This window comes from Bacillus sp. JFL15 (assembly GCF_001184225.1).
Classification (GTDB): domain Bacteria; phylum Bacillota; class Bacilli; order Bacillales; family Bacillaceae; genus Bacillus; species Bacillus siamensis.
Window position 1 is genome coordinate 2,171,728 of the sequence record NZ_KQ236689.1, and the last position, 17,285, is coordinate 2,189,012.

The following is a 17,285-nucleotide window of genomic DNA, read 5'->3' on the forward strand; positions in this document are numbered from 1 at the left end:
AGGGAGAAAATAGTGTATGATCAGAAGTAAGGAGAGTTTAAATATGAATGGATTTTCTCATTTTAATGAAGAAGGCCGTGCCCGCATGGTGGATATAAGCGATAAATCTTCAACAGTCCGTACTGCCGCTGCGATATCCAGCGTACACATGAAGCATGACGTGTACAGCAGAATCAAAAACCGCGAGATCGGAAAAGGAGACGTACTGGCTGTCGCACAGGTGGCCGGAATCATGGCTGCAAAGCAGACCTCAGCGATTATCCCGATGTGCCACCCGCTTTCTTTAAGCAGCGTCGACATTTCATTCGGCTGGGAGGAAAAGGATTCCGAAGCCGTTCTTCATATACAGGCAAGCGTAAAAACGAAAGGGAGTACAGGTGTGGAAATGGAAGCGCTAACTTCCGCTTCAGTCTGCGCTTTGACCGTTTATGACATGTGCAAGGCGCTGGATAAAGGAATGGTCATCGGCCCGACCTGCCTCATGGAAAAAACGGGAGGCAAAAACGGTGATTTTAAAAGAGATGCATCTGAGTATAAAGTGGAGGACCAATCATGAACAAGGATCAATCAAAAATTCCGCAGGCGACAGCAAAACGGCTGCCGCTTTATTACCGCTTTTTAAAGAATTTACACGCGTCAGGAAAGCAGCGCGTTTCATCTGCTGAACTGAGCGATGCGGTAAAAGTCGATTCGGCCACGATCCGCCGGGATTTTTCCTATTTCGGGGCGCTCGGCAAAAAAGGATACGGCTATAATGTGGATTACCTGCTGTCATTTTTCAGAAAAACATTGGATCAGGATGAAACGACAAACGTCATTTTGATCGGTGTCGGGAATTTAGGGACGGCGTTTCTTCACTATAATTTCACAAAAAATAATAACACAAAAATATCTATGGCTTTTGATGTGAATCAGAGTAAAATAGGAACTGAGGTAGGCGGTGTGCCTGTCTATGATCTTAATGATTTAGAACTTCACATTAAGGATGAACCCGTGGCGATTCTTACCGTTCCGGCGTTTGCCGCGCAGTCAATCACCGATCGGCTCGTGTCGCTCGGAATCAAGGGAATCCTTAACTTTACGCCGGCCCGTTTGAATGTGCCGGATCACATTCGAATTCATCATATAGATTTAGCTGTAGAGCTTCAATCATTGGTTTATTTCTTAAAGCATTATTCTGTTTTGGAAGAAATTGAATAACGAAAGGAGGAGCTGCACATGATCGGTCCTGGAAGCCTGGCTGTTATCGGTGTGGTGGCGGTGATTATTTTCGGTCCGAAGAAGCTTCCCGAGTTAGGAAAAGCCGCGGGGGACACGCTTCGTGAATTTAAGAACGCCACTAAGGGATTAGCCGGTGAAGAAGAGGAAAAAAAGAAAGAAGAACAGTAAGATAGGATGACGCGTATGAGAGTGAATCAAATGACGCTTGTGGAGCATATTGCCGAACTTCGGAAACGATTGCTGATTGTGGCGTTATCCTTTACGGTTTTCTTTATTGCCGGCTTTTTTCTGGCAAAACCTATCATTGTGTATCTTCAAAAAGCCGATGAAGTAAAAGAGCTCACCCTTAATGCTTTTAACCTGACGGATCCGCTGTTTATCTTTTTGCAGTTCGCGTTTATTATTGGCATCATTTTGACTTCGCCGATTATTCTCTATCAGATTTGGGCGTTTGTCAGCCCGGGGCTGTATGAGAAGGAGCGCAAAGTAACACTCAGCTATATTCCGATTTCGATCGTGCTGTTTGTCGGCGGTGTGTCATTTTCTTATTATATTTTGTTTCCGCTGGTCGTTGATTTTATGAAGCGGGTCTCGAATGACCTCGATGTCAACCAAGTGATCGGAATCAGCGAGTACTTTCATTTTCTGCTGCAGCTGACGATTCCGTTCGGTCTGCTGTTTCAGATGCCGGTGCTGATCATGTTTTTAACGAGGCTCGGGGTTGTCACGCCGATGTTTTTATCGAAGATCAGGAAGTACGCGTATTTTGTGCTGCTCGTGATCGCCGCGATGATTGCGCCGCCTGAGCTGCTGTCTCACTTGATGATTACGATTCCGCTTTGCATTTTATATGAGATCAGTATCCTGATCTCAAAAGCGGCGTACCGGAAAAGGCAGACCGGCAGCAGCGAATCCGACCAGGACGTATCAGCATAAAAAAAGCCATTTCTCCATGATGAGAAATGGCTTTTCTTTTATTTTTGATTTTTCTTCACTTTAAATGAGAAAGCGAACATTTTAAACGAGATGCTGATATTATAAGCGGCGAAAACCATCAGCAGTATGGAATAAAAAGACCACATGCTTCCCGGCGAGCTTGCGGCCAAATACGTAAAGATACAGCCGACTGCGAAATAAATCAAGCCCCAAGTCATTGGGTTCCTCATACAAACAATCCTCCAATAATTAATTGCATTTGTTCACTATGCTGTTCAATATATTTTTGGGCGGGGCCGAGCTGCATGACCACGACAATGGTATTCATCATGACATGGGCGAATATCGGCACAATAATCCGTTTCGTCTGCACATACAAGAACGCAAAGGTAAAGCCCATAGCCGTATATAGCAGCAGGTGTGTGAGGTCCTGATGCACAATGCCGAAAATGACGGAACTGATCAGTCCGGCGATAAAGAAATTCGTTTTTTCATATAATACACCGAAGATGATCTTTCGGAAAATGATTTCTTCAAGAATCGGCCCGACGATAGAAGAGACGATAATCATGAGCGGCATGGCTTTAATAATGTTGAGAATGGCTTTCGTGTTTTCAGAACCGCTGTTCACGTGAAAGACATACTGCTCAATCATTCCGGCGATACCCTGAGAAAATAAAGCGAGCCATATTCCCGCGACCGCCCAGAGAACGGACATGCCGGCGGATGCTTTCTTCCCGTTTCTTAATGTCTGCTTCGGCGCGGTTCTCAAAATCAAGAGAACGATAATCAGGCAGATAAAAAAGCTTACGACGGAATAAATCCCTTGAGCCATGGTGAGATTCGCATTCGTAGGATGCCCGCCCGCATAGCCGAATTTGTACATTAAAGGAATGCCGATCAATGCGGAAAGCTGCATGATAACGTATGTCAAAATGATATACCAATACTGTTTTCTCAAATGATATGTACTCCTTTATCCTATAAAATCAACTTATTTGTTCTTATTGTAACACAAGTGAACCAGACGTGAAAAAAGGAGAAAATCTCTGTAAGAGAGAATGATGTAAGCGTGAAAATTTTTTATTCTTATGACTTGAAATTGGAAGTGAGATTCTTTATTATAATAATTGTGTTAGCACTCTTTAGAGCTGAGTGCTAAAATTACATATTCATACTATTGAGGAGGTTATTACATTGTTAAAGCCATTAGGTGATCGCGTTGTCATTGAACTCGTAGAATCTGAAGAAAAAACTGCCAGCGGAATCGTATTACCGGATTCTGCAAAAGAAAAGCCGCAAGAAGGCAAAATCGTGGCAGCCGGTTCAGGTCGCGTGTTGGAAAGCGGAGAGCGCGTTGCTTTAGAAGTAAAAGAGGGCGACCGCATTATCTTCTCAAAATACGCCGGTACTGAAGTGAAATACGAAGGTACTGAATACTTAATCTTACGTGAAAGCGACATTTTAGCTGTTATCGGCTAAGCAAATAAATACTTTTAAAAATTCGAGGAGGTTTCGTTAACATGGCAAAAGATATTAAGTTTAGTGAAGAAGCACGCCGCGCTATGCTTCGCGGTGTCGATGCGCTTGCTGACGCTGTAAAAGTAACTTTAGGGCCAAAAGGACGCAACGTGGTTCTGGAGAAAAAATTCGGTTCTCCGTTAATTACAAATGACGGTGTGACAATCGCAAAAGAAATTGAACTTGAAGACGCGTTTGAAAACATGGGTGCGAAGCTTGTAGCTGAAGTAGCCAGCAAAACAAACGACGTTGCCGGTGACGGTACAACAACTGCAACAGTTCTTGCGCAGGCTATGATCCGTGAAGGCCTGAAAAACGTAACTGCGGGAGCTAACCCTGTCGGCGTGCGTAAAGGTATGGAACAAGCCGTAACTGTTGCAATCGAAAACTTAAAAGAAATTTCTAAGCCGATCGAAGGCAAAGAGTCTATCGCTCAGGTTGCTGCGATCTCTGCTGCTGATGAGGAAGTCGGAAGCCTTATCGCTGAAGCAATGGAGCGCGTAGGAAACGACGGCGTCATCACAATCGAAGAGTCTAAAGGCTTCACAACTGAGCTTGAAGTTGTGGAAGGTATGCAATTCGACCGCGGATATGCATCTCCTTACATGGTGACTGACTCTGATAAGATGGAAGCGGTTCTTGACAATCCTTACATCTTAATCACAGACAAAAAAATCACAAACATCCAAGAAATCCTTCCTGTGCTTGAGCAAGTTGTACAGCAAGGCAAACCATTGCTTCTGATCGCTGAAGATGTTGAAGGTGAAGCTCTTGCTACACTCGTTGTCAACAAACTTCGCGGCACATTCAACGCTGTTGCCGTTAAAGCTCCTGGCTTCGGTGACCGCCGTAAAGCAATGCTCGAAGACATTTCCGTTCTTACAGGCGGAGAAGTGATCACAGAAGATTTAGGTCTTGACCTGAAATCTACTGAAATCGGACAATTGGGACGCGCTTCTAAAGTTGTGGTAACGAAAGAAAACACAACAATCGTAGAAGGCGCCGGCGATACTGAAAAAATCGCTGCACGCGTCAACCAAATCCGCGCTCAAGTGGAAGAAACAACTTCTGAATTCGACAGAGAAAAATTACAAGAGCGTCTTGCGAAACTTGCCGGCGGCGTAGCTGTCATCAAAGTCGGCGCTGCGACTGAAACTGAGCTGAAAGAGCGTAAACTTCGCATCGAAGACGCCCTCAACTCAACTCGCGCAGCTGTTGAAGAAGGTATCGTATCCGGCGGTGGTACAGCGCTTGTCAACGTATACAACAAAGTCGCTGCAGTTGAAGCTGAAGGCGATGCGCAAACAGGTATCAACATCGTGCTTCGCGCGCTTGAAGAGCCGATCCGTCAAATCGCGCACAATGCTGGTCTTGAAGGATCTGTCATCGTTGAGCGCCTGAAAAACGAAAAAATCGGCGTAGGCTTCAACGCTGCAACCGGCGAATGGGTAAACATGATCGAAAAAGGTATCGTTGACCCGACAAAAGTGACGCGTTCTGCTCTGCAAAACGCTGCGTCTGTAGCAGCAATGCTCTTAACAACTGAAGCCGTTGTCGCTGACAAACCGGAAGAAAATGCCGGCGGTGCAGGAATGCCTGACATGGGCGGCATGGGCGGTATGGGCGGCATGATGTAAAAAATTATGATCCCTGTTTGGACATAAGGGGTTGCCAGATGTAATGCCATATCGAGGTCTCTCACAAGTTCAATGAATTTGTGAGGGGCTTTTTTTATTTCTATCATTCATCTCAAATTACGAATGAATGATGTTAATTTATTTAAGTTAGCATCAAGGCATATGATTTTGTTACAAATCTTTTAAAGGATTTATGTTTCTAAGCGCTTTGCTGATTTTTATTCTTTACATCTTTTGAGGTAAAAGTAGATACTCTTATTTTGTCATACGTTTGCCACCTTTAAATGAAAGTACCTTACTAACAAAAAATAAGGAGTGGAAACTATGGATGAAATGGTACGAAAAGTTCAACAATGGGTAAATCTTGTTTACTTGAACAAGCCAGGTTATGTGAAAATTGATGAAAATGGAAAAACAGGGTGGCCTGTGATTGAAGCTTTGATTACAGGATTACAAATTGAAGAAGGAATTACGTCAACTACTGGAACATTTGGACCAGCTACTATGGCAAAATGTCCTACATTATCAACTAAATCTAATTCTTCGAATGAAAAAACAAGAAATCAAATTATGATTCTTCAAGGTGCATTGTATTGCAAGGGATATAATCCAACTGGTTTTACAGGAGCCTATGGTGACGGTACAAAGGCTGCTATAAAAAAATTTCAAGCTGATGCAGGGTTGTCTAATCAAGATGGAATTGCAACTCCTATAATCTTTAAAGCGTTATTAAATATGGACGCTTTTGTAAATGTAGGAGATGCCAAAATTCGTAATATTCAACAAGAGTTGAATCGGAAATATTATAAGGTCACTGGCCTTAATCCATGTGACGGTAGATACTCCCGACAAACTAATGAGGCTTTAATTTATGCACTTCAGGTCGAAGAAGGAATAGCAGAACCAACTGGAACATTTGGACCTGCTACAAAATCAAAATGCCCGACAATCTCAATGGGTAGCACAAAAGCTAATTTTGTAAAGCTCTTACAATATGCTTTGTACTGTAATAATCGTAATCCAGGAAGATTTGATGGTATCTTCGATGAAAATATGAGAACAGCACTTATTAATTTTCAAAAGTTTTCAGCATTACCTGCCGATGGAGTAGCTGGAATGCAGACTTGGGCATCTCTTTTAGTAAGCAAAGGTGACGAAGATAGGAAAGGAACAGCTTGTGATTGTGCCACACCAATTAATGCTGCCAGAGCAGCAACTTTGAAATCCAACGGATATAAAACGGTTGGGAGATACCTTACTGGATCGCATCAGATGACGTTGCCTGAATTAGAGACTATATTTGCTGCAGGTCTTAGCGTATTTCCAATTTACGAGAGAAATTCAACTGAAGCTTCTTATTTTACAGAAACTCAAGGAGTATTCGATGCCAGAGCAGCTATTGGTGCGGCTAAGGGATATGGTTTTAAAGAAAATACTATTATTTATTTTACTGTAGATTACGACGCTGTTGACGGTGAGGTTACCAGTCGTATACTCCCTTATTTTAAAGCAATTAAAAGGACATTTGCCCAACTCAATAGTGGTTATCAAATTGGTATTTATGGCGCGAGAAATGTTTGTAGCCGCGTGGCCGCAGCAGGTTACTCAGTCAGTAGTTTTGTATGTGATATGTCTTCAGGATTTAGCGGTAACCGCGGCTATTCACTTCCCACCGATTGGGCATTTGACCAAATTAAAACAAGGAGTATAGGGGAGGGGCTTGGGAAAATAGAGATTGATAATAATATCTCATCGGGCAAGGATAAAGGCGTTAATTCTATAGTTTATAATAAAGAAAATAGTAACGATTATGTGTCGACGACAAATAATAAGTTCTTCGATGAATTAAAAGTTTTATATAATACAGCAGTAGATTATGTTACTAAAAAGGAAGGAAATAAACCTAATCCGGTCGGGAATATTACTCAACAGGCAAATGAATTAGTTGCCCAGTATCTAAGAAAAGATGAATACGATGGTTTATTGTGGATTTTAACAGCGGATTTTATTGACTCAGATTTTGTTAAAATAGCTGATGACGTATTGAAGGGACAAGAAAAGAGAATCCTGATAGATCCAATTTCTAAACTGACACTAGATAACGCACATATGATGGCCACTTTTAATGCAATAATTCATAGTTCTGTAGGAATGATACAAGATCTTGCAGGATGGGCAGGTGATTTAATTACAGTAGGGGGAGACACTGTCAGATATAATGCTAATTATAAAACAACTTATGATGCTGCAATAGATTTAATAGGAGGTCAAATTGGTTCATTTGGACTTCCGGATTTATTAGGAGATGTAGACGCTGTTAACCTTGCTATGAATATAAGAACAGGGATTGCCTCACAACCAGTTTACAAGGTATTTAAAGAATACTATACTACCGGCTATAGTACAAGATACTCTCAATTTTTCAAAAACAGATTTAATAATTCATTTGAGGCAGTTACTAAGGATGCAGAGTACTATTTAAACACCAACAATCCTGTCTGTTTGGAATTTAAACATCATTTTAATGTTAAGAATTATACCCAAGAGGATGGTCAAGCAATTGCACAAGCATTTGCAGATTGCCTTAAAGAAAAAATAAAATCTGAATAATTAATTCTTCCCAAAAGTAAATCGCTGTTTTGATTTACTTTTGGGAAAAGCGTTATAATGCATATTATGAGGGGGCGCATATCATTGTGATACAGTTAAAGATTATATATAAGGGAGTATTAGTAATTTTAATAAGTGCCTGTTTTTTATTGTTTAATGGATGGTATTTTCATAAATGTATTATTGATCCGCATTACTACCAATTAACAGATTTTTCGGAAGAAGATATTCAAATTTTTGAGCATTTTTATAATATTGATCTACCTTCAAACACGAAGCTTATTAAAGCAGAGCAATTTGAAACTGGGGTAGGTAATTATTCTGCGATTTTGTACGTAGCATTACCTGCCAAAAAGGTAAAGCCTTTAGTTTCTGACTATTCTTATATGCCTATCTTTTATAACAATAGGTATACAGTATTTTATGGTGTTAATATTACAAACAGCAATAAGGAAACAGCACAAATTACATTTGGAGCAGACGATAGTTCGCTGAATGGTTCTTTATGGAGTAAGCAAGTAAGGAATCTCTTAGAATCGAAAGGGAAGTATATTGGCGTTTCAGATGAAACTTATGTTATTTCTGCGTTTATAATTAACATCATTTTTATTGCATTACTTGTTTGGATTTTGAAAAAGAGCAGAAGAACTAGAGTTTGAATTAAGAAATATTTGAACTCACCAGCATAATGTTGATTAGGAATACTTAAGGGTATATCGGACAGAAAGAGTTTTCATTGCACAGATCTTTATTAAATAATAACACTAAGCCAATTTTAAATGCAGTTCAAGGGTATTAGAATAGTCTTGTTTAATAGTATGGAAGGAAAGAGAAAGGGGAAAACATGAGGAAATATTTAGGGATAGTGTCACTTATCATGCTGTTATTCACATTGTGTTTTCTACCCCATATTCATTGGGCGCTTGGAAGGGCACCTTGGCAAAGGTTTTATAGATGATACTTCAAATTTTAAGCTTCATTTCACAAGAACCTTAAATTTGCATTATTATTAATAAATTTCTATCATACTTATTCACTTCTTAGAAGAAAGATATGGAAAAGCCTCTGTTTTTTTTAGGAAAATATGTTATTATAATTGTGGATTTAAAATATTAAAAAGAAAAGAGGAATTCTAAAGATGAAAAAGTTAGTAATGACCCTGTTTACAGCAGTGCTTTTGGGTGTTGCCATTTTCGCAGGCGGGTCAGAAGCCTTAGCTATGGATTCGAAAGGTACAATCAAATTTAAAACAGATGCTAATACATATACGAAAAGTGCCACTTCCATTGTGGTTACGGGTACTTTGGCTAGGGATTTAGAGAATGGCTTTTCAGTAATTATATTAAATAATAAAGGTAAAGTATTTGCCAGAAAAGATATTTCGCATAGTATTGGTTCACGTAATTTTCGTGTGAGTTTTTCAACGAAAAATCTTCCTGCAGGTAAGTATGATGTGCAAGTTGGACAGGATTGGGGAGGAAGATATTGGTCAGGTGAACTAAAACATTATATTACAGTACAGCATTAATACGGCTGTATAAGTATTAACCTCTTGTTGTTAAAAAGTTTAACTTTAGAAATTTGTTTTCTGTGAAATATTAATTTTTCAATCAAGGTATCTTAATCAATTTACTGTATTGATTAAGATACCTTTTTATCTTTAAAAACAACAAGGTCATGAGTGTTTTTCAAAGCTCGTACCGCTAGCCGCAATGTAGTTGTCTTTTAAATGAGAATATCCATTTGCCCCACCTCACCCCGAATCCCAATCCCAGGCTCCCACGAATCAATCAGACGAATGGCTTTCTGATTCGATTCTATTGCTTTCGTTTTCTCTCCTTTTCGGTACAACAGCTGTGCCATTCCGTAATGATAGTAGATCAGTTCAACTTGATTGGCGTTGTGTTTGTCATAGAGCATCTGTTTAAAGGCTTTTTCCGCTTTTTCGAGTTGATCACACTTGACGTAAGCCATGCCCAGGTTAAAATAGGCTTCTATCGTTTTTTCGCCGCCGTATGCGGCGCTGGTTGTGTTTGCCGCTTCGTATAATGTGATGGCTTCTTCATAGTGAGAGCGGGCGAAACTCAGGTCGCCGCGGACCAGAAGAACCCTGTGCCGGATAATGGTCGAGACGGGCTGATCTTTGATGCCGTCCAGCATTGCTGCCGCTTTGTCCGGTTCTCCGGTTTTTAACAGCAGCCTTGCTTGCAGGGCAGTTCCCCATACTTTTAAGTCATCGTGATCCGGCGCGCCTGATTGTTCGAGTATCTTCAGGCCGGCTTCTATTTGCCTGAGAGCTCCGTCTGAATCGTTGACTTCCATCAGCGCCCAGCCTGCCGTGTCGATCCTGAAGTAAGCTTCCCGTGTGTGTTCGCCTGATTGATGGGCGGCATCGGCGGCTTTTAATCCGTATTCGATTCGCAGGGGCAGGCTGATTCTGCTTAGAAAATGGCTGATACGGATGATGAGTTTAATCAGGATTTCATGTTGTCCGGTTTCGCTCGACCATTCGATGACCTTTAGGATATTCGGCCATTCTTTTTTCATTAGCTCTAAATTCCGTCCCAGCAGATAGCTCCAATAGATGGAATTCGGCTGTTCCCGTTTTATATGGGTTTCCGCATAATCCATATAATAATGCGCCCAGCGGCTTCGGGCTTCTTTTGCAAAATCATGATTTTCGGATAAGTGCTGTTCTCCGTAAGCGACAACGGTTTGATGGGCTGCGTATTGAATTCTTCCTTCGCTTCGTTCCGGCTGTATTAAAGCATATGATCGCATTTGCTCAATCGCGTAATGAAAACGGCGGGCGTCTAATCCGGCCGCTTGAGCCAAGCTTTTTTCGTCAGGGGGCTTAGCGAAAAAGCAAAGCGTCTGCCATAGTTTCCGTGTGTCTTCATGACATCTGTCCCATGTGCGGCCAAAGAGAACCTCAAACAATTCCAATAATGAGTAACCCGCTTGTTTAAGCTCTTGAATGAGCTGGGGAGCGGGGATGTCGTCGTCTGACATGTATGCAATGCTGAGTGCCATGGCCTTCGGGTTGCCGGCGGCTGCCGAGACAAATTCATTCTTAAGGTCAGGCGATAGCTGCAACAGCTGCTCCAGCTTTTCCCGTTTATGCGGGAGATTGCATGTTTGCAGACAGCGGTGCACTTCTTGATGGAAAAAATCAAGGGCATCCGTTTGTTCAAGACCGCTCAGCTGGATGGCCGCCAGTTCTCCGAGGCCGTCCCGGTATGTCTGTTTTACGTTTTCCCGTGCCGTAAGGAGGACTTTTACGCCTTGCGGAAGGCCGATGATAAATTCGTGAATGTCACGTTCCGCTGTATCAATGCCGTCAACGATCAGCAGCACGGGTTTTTCATTTGAATGAGCGGCTAATGCATTGCGGACGACGAACCTTTTTTCGTTGATGGATTTGTCGATTTGTTCGGTGCGTCCGAGCTGGTAGGCAATCGTGTTTAAAAAATCGCTGAAGCTTAATCCTTTCCAGTCAGCGCTGATCCAGATGATGCTGTTGAATGCCGGCCAATCTGGTGAACCGCCGGCACAAAGGCAGGCTGCTTCAAGAGCGATCGTTGTTTTTCCCATGCCGGCCCAGCCTGTGATTAAACAGACCGGTGATGTAGACAGCATCCACTGCCGAATCGCCTCTATATCAAAGCCGCGTCCGATAAAGTTTCCGGTCCGGCGTGACGGTAAGTTATGCGTGACGGACTGTTCTGTAAGCGCATTCGTTTTATGGCTTGGTCTGTCATGAAACAGCCGCTTCACTGCTTTTTTAACATCTTCATCAGTCGGCGCTCCGAATGATCCGTCTTTCCGGCGTATTTTTGCTTTTTTTAGACAAGACGCCGTCCAAACGGGCAATGCGGGTTTGATGACGGGAATCGTGGTGTTTTCCAGAAGGCCGGTCAGCCATTCAGGATCCATGTCGGTCTTTTCTATAATAATCCAGATCATGCCGAACAGCTTTCCGTCATCAATTCGTCCGGGAATGTAGTTTGCGCCCATCTGTCCGATCCAGCTTTTGATCGTGTTAGAGGATACGCCTAATCGGAGTGCAATTTTGTCTATATAAGACTGTCCTGCTTTTACGTTCTTTGTCCTTTTGATTTTGTAATCAGGATGAAGTTTCAGTGATTTGACGGCAGGCGCCAGCAGTTCTGCAAATTGTGTCCGGTTTTCAAGTTCAGCCATTAGCCTGCACCTCCTATTAGTACTATTTTATCAATTCAGTGTTTTTTGTATATGAAAAAATAAAAAGTACAGTGCCGCTGTCTTATTGTACAGCAGGGAAGGCTTTTACACGTCTTGAAAAGCAGATAAAATGGGGGCAGTAACAGAGAAAACAAAAATGTATGCACTTACATTTCAGAGCAGAGAAAGGGTTTTGCCAAATGACTCACACAGTGCCTCAAAACATGAAAGCGGCGGTTATGCATAACACGAGAGAAATCAAAATCGAAACATTGCCCGTGCCTGAGATCAATCATGATGAAGTATTGATAAAGGTGATGGCTGTCGGAATTTGCGGATCTGATCTGCATTACTATACAAATGGCAGAATCGGCAATTATGTAGTGGAAAAACCATTTATCCTCGGTCATGAATGCGCGGGAGAAATTGCCGCCGTCGGATCGTCTGTCGATCAATTTAAAATAGGAGACCGGGTCGCTGTCGAACCGGGTGTCACATGCGGACGCTGTGAGGCGTGCAAGGAGGGGCGTTATAATCTTTGTCCGGATGTACAGTTTTTGGCGACACCGCCGGTAGACGGCGCGTTTGTCCAATACATCAAAATGCGTCAGGACTTTGTTTTTTCGATTCCGGATTCACTTTCCTATGAAGATGCGGCTTTGATTGAACCGTTTTCTGTCGGTATTCATGCGGCCGCGAGAACGAAGCTTCAGCCCGGATCAACGGTTGCGATTATGGGAATGGGGCCTGTTGGATTAATGGCTGTTGCGGCAGCGAAAGCATACGGGGCAGGCACAATCATTGTGACCGACTTGGAGCCGCTGCGGTTAGAAGCCGCGAAGAAAATGGGCGCGACGCATGTCATCAATATTCGTGAACAGGATGCCGGTGAAGAAATCAAAACGATCACAAATGGCAGAGGCGTTGATACTGCCTGGGAAACAGCGGGGAATCCGGCGGCATTGCAATCCGCACTGGCTTCCGTGCGCCGGGGCGGAAAACTGGCGATTGTCGGTTTGCCTTCTCAGAACGAGATTCCGCTCAATGTGCCGTTTATTGCAGATAACGAGATTGATATATACGGAATCTTCCGTTATGCGAATACGTATCCGAAGGGAATTGAATTTCTCGCTTCCGGCATTGTGGACACGAAGCACCTTGTAACGGACCAATATCCGCTTGAGAAGACGCAAGAGGCGATGGAACGCGCCTTTCAATACAAAAATGAATGCTTAAAAGTGATGGTGTATCCAAATCGCTGAGAGAACGGGGAGGATCTTTGCATTCTCCCTCTTGCTTATCAAAAAATGAAAACGGATTCTTGGGGTGGGATATGATGATTGGAACAGAAAAAGCAGCGGCAATAAAGACAAAACATCGCGGCCTGTCCTGGATGGAACGGATCGGATACGGGTTCGGCGATATGTCGTACAATGTGATCTTTCAGTTTGTAAACGCATACTTATTATTCTACTATACAGACGTCGGCGGCATTAAGCCTGCGGTTATTGCAGCTTTGTTTCTGATCGTAAGGGTGCTCGACGCTATTTTTGATCCGATTATGGGCGTGATTTTAGACAAGACGAATACTAGATGGGGGAAGGCAAGGCCGTATCTGCTGTGGGTGGCATTTCCTTTTGCGCTATTTACGTTCTTATGCTTTACGACCCCTCATTTCGGCGAGACAGGAAACATGGTATACGCGTACATCACCTATATTCTGCTTGGGATGTCCTTCAGCATGCAGACGATCCCGGTCAACAGCTTAACGGGGCGGATGACAAATTCCGTGGAGGAACGGACGGTTCTGACGACGACACGGATGATTTTGGTTTATATCGGAATTCTGTTATCGATTTCCTGTGCGGCACCGCTTGCGGACGCCATCGGCGGGAAAGACCAGGCATTTGGTTTCCAGATGACGGCGCTTATTTATGCGGCGGTGAGCATCGCGTTGAATCTGTTCAGTTTCTTTACTGTACGGGAGCGGATTCAGCCTGAAAAAAGAAAAAAACAAGGAATGAAAAAAACGTTATCTGTTTTGTTCAGAAATAAGCCTTTGCTTATTTTGGTCTCTTCATTTTTAGCATTTGCGATTGGGTTTAACATTAAGCTCAGCACGATGGTGTACTATTTTACGTATAACGTCAGCCATAAGGAATTTGTGTTTTTAGGAACCGTATTGTTTTTCGGAGCGGCGCTGATCAGCAATCTGTTTATTCCTTTCTTTGCTGAGAAGCGGGGCCGGAAGCAGGTCATGATCATCACGGCGGCGTTATCGCTGATTTCTTATGCGGGCCTTCAGTTTACATCGTATTCCTCGATTCCGCTTATTTTCTTTTGGCTTTTCGTTTCTGGATTTTTCACGACGCCTTTGAATACCCTTGCTTGGGGAATGGTTGCCGATTGTGTCGATTATGCGGAATGGAAAACCGGGGTCCGGGCTGATGGCGTGGTGATATCGAGCATGAGTTTTATCAATAAACTCGGAGTTGCGTTAGCCGGGTCATTTTCGGCCGTTTATCTCGGAATCGCCGGGTATGCCGCGAATACCGAACAGGCGGCATCGTCATTGAATGCGATTAAAAATATGAATGCGCTCATTCCGGGATTGTTCATTCTGCTGTCCATTATTCTTATTTCTTTTTATCCTTTAACTGAAAAAAAATATCAGCAGATGATGTCTGATCTGGAGCAAAGAGCTGCAAGATGAGTATATGTAAAATTTAAAATATTCAATGTAAACGGTTGTATTTATGACAGAAAGCACTATACTGAAACTATAATCGAGAATTAATAAATGAGTGTGATAATGTGGGAAGCCAATCTGTTATTTGTATTGGAGAATTATTAATTGATTTCTTTTGTACCGATGTGGATGTCGACTTGACGGAAGGGCGCAATTTCTTAAAAAGTGCCGGCGGGGCACCGGCGAATGTGTCGGCAGCGATTGCTAAGCTGGGCGGAGACGCGGCTTTCAGCGGAAAAACAGGCAAGGATCCGTTCGGGTATTTTCTGAAGCAGACATTAGAGGCCGTACACGTCGATACCTCTATGCTCGTCATGGATGAGAAAGCGCCTACAACGCTGGCGTTTGTTTCATTAAAACAAAATGGGGAGCGCGACTTTGTGTTTAACAGAGGAGCGGACGCTTTGTTTACGCTTGAGGATATTGATCAGGAAAAGGTAAACGATGCGAAAATCCTTCATTTCGGCTCAGCGACGGCACTGTTATCAGATCCGTTTTGCTCAGCCTATTTACGGCTGATGTCGATTGCGAAAGACAATGGACAGTTTGTTTCCTTCGATCCTAACTACCGTGAGGATTTATGGAAGGGAAGAGTTTCAGAGTTTATAAACACCGCAAAAAAAGCAATTGCCGTAAGTGATTTTGTGAAAGTCAGTGACGAGGAGCTTGAGATCATCAGCGGTGCGAAGGATCATAAAGAAGGTGTTGCGATCCTTCACGAGATCGGGGCCGGCATTGTGGCGGTGACACTCGGAAAAAGCGGAACCCTTCTTTCAAATGGAAAGGACCTTGACATCATTCCGAGCATTCAGGTGACATCAATAGATTCAACGGGAGCGGGAGATGCGTTTGTCGGCGCGGCGCTGTATCAGCTGGCGCGCATTGATGAGATTCAGACGGCAGCCGCTGATTTTGCGAAGCTGCGTGATATTGTCTCATTTGCCAATAAGGCAGGGGCGCTCGTGTGCACCAAAATCGGTGCGATCGATGCTTTGCCGAGCTTAAAAGAGGTTGAAGTATCACTTTAAAATATGGAGGGTGTTTCTTGAAAGTCATCGGACTTCCGGGAAGCATCCTTTTTTATTTAGGACTGAAACCCTTTTCGATATACGGTATACTCTATAGTGATATCCAGTAAATTGAACCATTGTGAAGTACATACAATAACGTTTTTATCAGATCCCGAGTAAAACCAAGTTTCTGCTGCTGCCGTCATGTACAGGGTGTCGGTCTTTAAATATTGGACTGCGGAGGAATGTTCATGAAACATATTTTTCTTATTGTGCAATGCGCGTTTTCTGTTTTTTGTTTTTTCTGTCTCGCTGCTGTGAATTGGTATCAGGGGAGTGAGCTTGTTACTGATTCGTTTGATTGGAATTATACGGCTAAATTTTCAAAGCTGCTGAATGGGACGGATACAATTACAAGGCCCGAGCAGATATCACAGCTGGATTTCTTTGTGTATTCTGCTAAGCATTATCCGTTAGTGAGCGGTTTGATGATCGGGCTGTTTATTTATTTTTTGTTTTCACTGTATCTGGTCATGAAGAATATCCGCCGGCAAAAATGGGTTTAATAAGACTATTTTCATATAAAAATACATAAATTCATGAGAAAATGAAACTTTTCGCGGAAAAAATCAGTATATATAACTGTGAACTTGTTACTATTTAACTTTAGGAGGAAAATGAAAAATGAGTATTTTAGGAAGATTTAAAGACATTATGTCAAGCAATATCAATGCGTTGCTGGATAAAGCTGAAAACCCTGAGAAAATGGTTGATCAATATTTGCGGAATCTGAACAGTGATTTAGGAAAAGTGAAGGCGGAGACGGCTTCTGTCATGGCTGAGGAACAGCGGGCAAAAAGAGCGTTGACGGAATGTCAGGCCGATGCCGAAAAGATGGAAAGCTACGCGATGAAAGCTTTACAGGCAGGCAATGAAACCGATGCGCGGACATTTTTGGAAAGGAAAGCGGCTGTTGAATCAAGACTGACTGAGCTTCAAACGGCTTATCAGCTCGCTTCTTCCAACGCGTCTCAAATGCGCAAAATGCATGACAAGCTTGTTGCTGATATCGGTGAGCTTGAGTCGCGGCGAAATGCCATCAAAGCGAAGTGGTCTGTGGCGAAAACACAGGAAAGAATGAATAAACTGGGGTCCTCTGTGTCAAATGCCGGCCAATCGCTGACCGCTTTCGGCAGAATGGAAGACAAGGTCAACCGGGCGCTTGATCATGCCAATGCGATGGCTGAGCTGAACGCGTCTCCGAAAGACGATATTGACGAGCTGACGGCTAAATATGACAGCAATCAAAGCAGTGTTGATGATGAACTGGCGGCGCTCAAGCAGAAAATGCTTTTCAGTAAAGATCAATAGAAAGCGGGCTGCAGCTTTGTCCGATAT

The 17,285-nt window shown here is 42.9% G+C and carries 17 protein-coding genes; 14 read left to right on the plus strand and 3 right to left on the minus strand.

Features of this window, described 5'->3' with window-relative positions; translation table 11 throughout:
- The first annotated feature begins 43 nt into the window (after positions 1 to 43).
- From moaC to tatC, 4 genes are read left to right on the plus strand one after another with little or no spacing between them, the layout of a single operon-like run.
- A complete protein-coding gene (gene moaC / locus AD710_RS10925; protein WP_003155986.1) occupies positions 44 to 556 on the plus strand; it encodes a cyclic pyranopterin monophosphate synthase MoaC in 513 nt (170 codons plus the stop codon).
- The gene (locus tag AD710_RS10930) at positions 553 to 1,200 is read left to right on the plus strand and encodes a redox-sensing transcriptional repressor Rex (protein WP_049627999.1); all 648 of its coding nucleotides are present in this window, start codon (positions 553 to 555) and stop codon (positions 1,198 to 1,200) included. The genes moaC and AD710_RS10930 overlap by 4 nt, the downstream gene beginning before the upstream one ends.
- 18 nt (positions 1,201 to 1,218) lie before the next feature.
- On the plus strand, positions 1,219 to 1,389 hold the full coding sequence (locus AD710_RS10935; protein WP_003155981.1) for a twin-arginine translocase TatA/TatE family subunit: 171 nt from the start codon (positions 1,219 to 1,221) through the stop codon (positions 1,387 to 1,389).
- Positions 1,390 to 1,395: 6 nt separating this feature from the next.
- Positions 1,396 to 2,157 (plus strand): twin-arginine translocase subunit TatC, encoded by a 762-nt coding sequence (gene tatC, locus AD710_RS10940; protein ID WP_095241917.1) that lies wholly within the window; start codon positions 1,396 to 1,398, stop codon positions 2,155 to 2,157.
- Positions 2,158 to 2,195: 38 nt separating this feature from the next.
- On the opposite strand, the gene AD710_RS10945 is transcribed toward tatC, so the two are convergent.
- Both AD710_RS10945 and AD710_RS10950 read right to left on the minus strand, forming a co-directional pair.
- On the minus strand, positions 2,196 to 2,387 hold the full coding sequence (locus AD710_RS10945) for a YdiK family protein (protein WP_003155975.1): 192 nt from the start codon (positions 2,385 to 2,387) through the stop codon (positions 2,196 to 2,198).
- The gene (locus AD710_RS10950; protein ID WP_045926867.1) at positions 2,384 to 3,118 is read right to left on the minus strand and encodes a CPBP family intramembrane glutamic endopeptidase; all 735 of its coding nucleotides are present in this window, start codon (positions 3,116 to 3,118) and stop codon (positions 2,384 to 2,386) included. Before AD710_RS10950 ends, AD710_RS10945 begins: the two co-directional genes overlap by 4 nt.
- Before the next feature lie 236 nt (positions 3,119 to 3,354).
- On the opposite strand from AD710_RS10950, the gene groES reads away from it, so the two are divergent.
- The 5 genes from groES to AD710_RS10975 all read left to right on the plus strand — a co-directional run bounded on the left by groES (position 3,355) and on the right by AD710_RS10975 (position 9,453).
- Positions 3,355 to 3,639, plus strand: coding sequence for a co-chaperone GroES (gene groES, locus AD710_RS10955; protein ID WP_003155970.1), 285 nt, complete (start codon positions 3,355 to 3,357; stop codon positions 3,637 to 3,639).
- A gap of 41 nt (positions 3,640 to 3,680) precedes the next feature.
- Positions 3,681 to 5,315, plus strand: coding sequence for a chaperonin GroEL (groL, locus tag AD710_RS10960; RefSeq protein WP_003155941.1), 1,635 nt, complete (start codon positions 3,681 to 3,683; stop codon positions 5,313 to 5,315).
- A 324-nt stretch (positions 5,316 to 5,639) separates the two neighbouring features.
- Positions 5,640 to 7,925, plus strand: a complete 2,286-nt coding sequence (locus AD710_RS10965) for a glycoside hydrolase domain-containing protein (protein WP_049628000.1) — start codon at positions 5,640 to 5,642, stop codon at positions 7,923 to 7,925.
- An 86-nt stretch (positions 7,926 to 8,011) separates the two neighbouring features.
- On the plus strand, positions 8,012 to 8,584 hold the full coding sequence (locus AD710_RS10970) for a hypothetical protein (protein WP_016937059.1): 573 nt from the start codon (positions 8,012 to 8,014) through the stop codon (positions 8,582 to 8,584).
- Positions 8,585 to 9,063: 479 nt separating this feature from the next.
- Entirely contained in the window at positions 9,064 to 9,453 is a 390-nt protein-coding gene (locus tag AD710_RS10975) for a hypothetical protein (RefSeq protein WP_016937058.1), read from the plus strand.
- Between the two features lie 197 nt (positions 9,454 to 9,650).
- Here the strand turns inward: AD710_RS10975 and AD710_RS10980 are convergent, their stop codons facing one another.
- On the minus strand, positions 9,651 to 12,128 hold the full coding sequence (locus AD710_RS10980; RefSeq protein WP_049628001.1) for a tetratricopeptide repeat protein: 2,478 nt from the start codon (positions 12,126 to 12,128) through the stop codon (positions 9,651 to 9,653).
- A gap of 200 nt (positions 12,129 to 12,328) precedes the next feature.
- On the opposite strand from AD710_RS10980, the gene gutB reads away from it, so the two are divergent.
- The 5 genes from gutB (at position 12,329) to AD710_RS11005 (ending at position 17,258) form a co-directional block, all read left to right on the plus strand.
- Entirely contained in the window at positions 12,329 to 13,390 is a 1,062-nt protein-coding gene (gene gutB / locus AD710_RS10985) for a sorbitol dehydrogenase (protein WP_049628002.1), read from the plus strand.
- A 74-nt stretch (positions 13,391 to 13,464) separates the two neighbouring features.
- Positions 13,465 to 14,841, plus strand: coding sequence for an MFS transporter (locus AD710_RS10990; RefSeq protein WP_049628798.1), 1,377 nt, complete (start codon positions 13,465 to 13,467; stop codon positions 14,839 to 14,841).
- 101 nt (positions 14,842 to 14,942) lie between these two features.
- A complete protein-coding gene (locus AD710_RS10995; RefSeq protein WP_049628003.1) occupies positions 14,943 to 15,905 on the plus strand; it encodes a carbohydrate kinase family protein in 963 nt (320 codons plus the stop codon).
- Positions 15,906 to 16,138: 233 nt separating this feature from the next.
- Positions 16,139 to 16,453 (plus strand): DUF4306 domain-containing protein, encoded by a 315-nt coding sequence (locus AD710_RS11000; protein ID WP_025649880.1) that lies wholly within the window; start codon positions 16,139 to 16,141, stop codon positions 16,451 to 16,453.
- Positions 16,454 to 16,571: 118 nt separating this feature from the next.
- Positions 16,572 to 17,258, plus strand: a complete 687-nt coding sequence (locus AD710_RS11005) for a PspA/IM30 family protein (RefSeq protein WP_016937052.1) — start codon at positions 16,572 to 16,574, stop codon at positions 17,256 to 17,258.
- Positions 17,259 to 17,285: the final 27 nt, after the last annotated feature.

What these genes read in the sequence shown, in the direction of transcription:
- moaC (WP_003155986.1), top strand. Translation starts at nt 44, where the DNA reads ATGAATGGATTTTCTCATTTTAATGAAGAAGGCCGTGCCCGCATGGTG.
- AD710_RS10930 (WP_049627999.1), top strand. Translation starts at nt 553, where the DNA reads ATGAACAAGGATCAATCAAAAATTCCGCAGGCGACAGCAAAACGGCTG.
- AD710_RS10935 (WP_003155981.1), top strand. Translation starts at nt 1,219, where the DNA reads ATGATCGGTCCTGGAAGCCTGGCTGTTATCGGTGTGGTGGCGGTGATT.
- tatC (WP_095241917.1), top strand. Translation starts at nt 1,396, where the DNA reads ATGACGCGTATGAGAGTGAATCAAATGACGCTTGTGGAGCATATTGCC.
- AD710_RS10945 (WP_003155975.1), bottom strand. Translation starts at nt 2,387, where the DNA reads ATGAGGAACCCAATGACTTGGGGCTTGATTTATTTCGCAGTCGGCTGT.
- groL (WP_003155941.1), top strand. Translation starts at nt 3,681, where the DNA reads ATGGCAAAAGATATTAAGTTTAGTGAAGAAGCACGCCGCGCTATGCTT.
- AD710_RS10965 (WP_049628000.1), top strand. Translation starts at nt 5,640, where the DNA reads ATGGATGAAATGGTACGAAAAGTTCAACAATGGGTAAATCTTGTTTAC.
- AD710_RS10975 (WP_016937058.1), top strand. Translation starts at nt 9,064, where the DNA reads ATGAAAAAGTTAGTAATGACCCTGTTTACAGCAGTGCTTTTGGGTGTT.
- AD710_RS10980 (WP_049628001.1), bottom strand. Translation starts at nt 12,128, where the DNA reads ATGGCTGAACTTGAAAACCGGACACAATTTGCAGAACTGCTGGCGCCT.
- gutB (WP_049628002.1), top strand. Translation starts at nt 12,329, where the DNA reads ATGACTCACACAGTGCCTCAAAACATGAAAGCGGCGGTTATGCATAAC.
- AD710_RS10990 (WP_049628798.1), top strand. Translation starts at nt 13,465, where the DNA reads ATGATTGGAACAGAAAAAGCAGCGGCAATAAAGACAAAACATCGCGGC.
- AD710_RS11000 (WP_025649880.1), top strand. Translation starts at nt 16,139, where the DNA reads ATGAAACATATTTTTCTTATTGTGCAATGCGCGTTTTCTGTTTTTTGT.
- AD710_RS11005 (WP_016937052.1), top strand. Translation starts at nt 16,572, where the DNA reads ATGAGTATTTTAGGAAGATTTAAAGACATTATGTCAAGCAATATCAAT.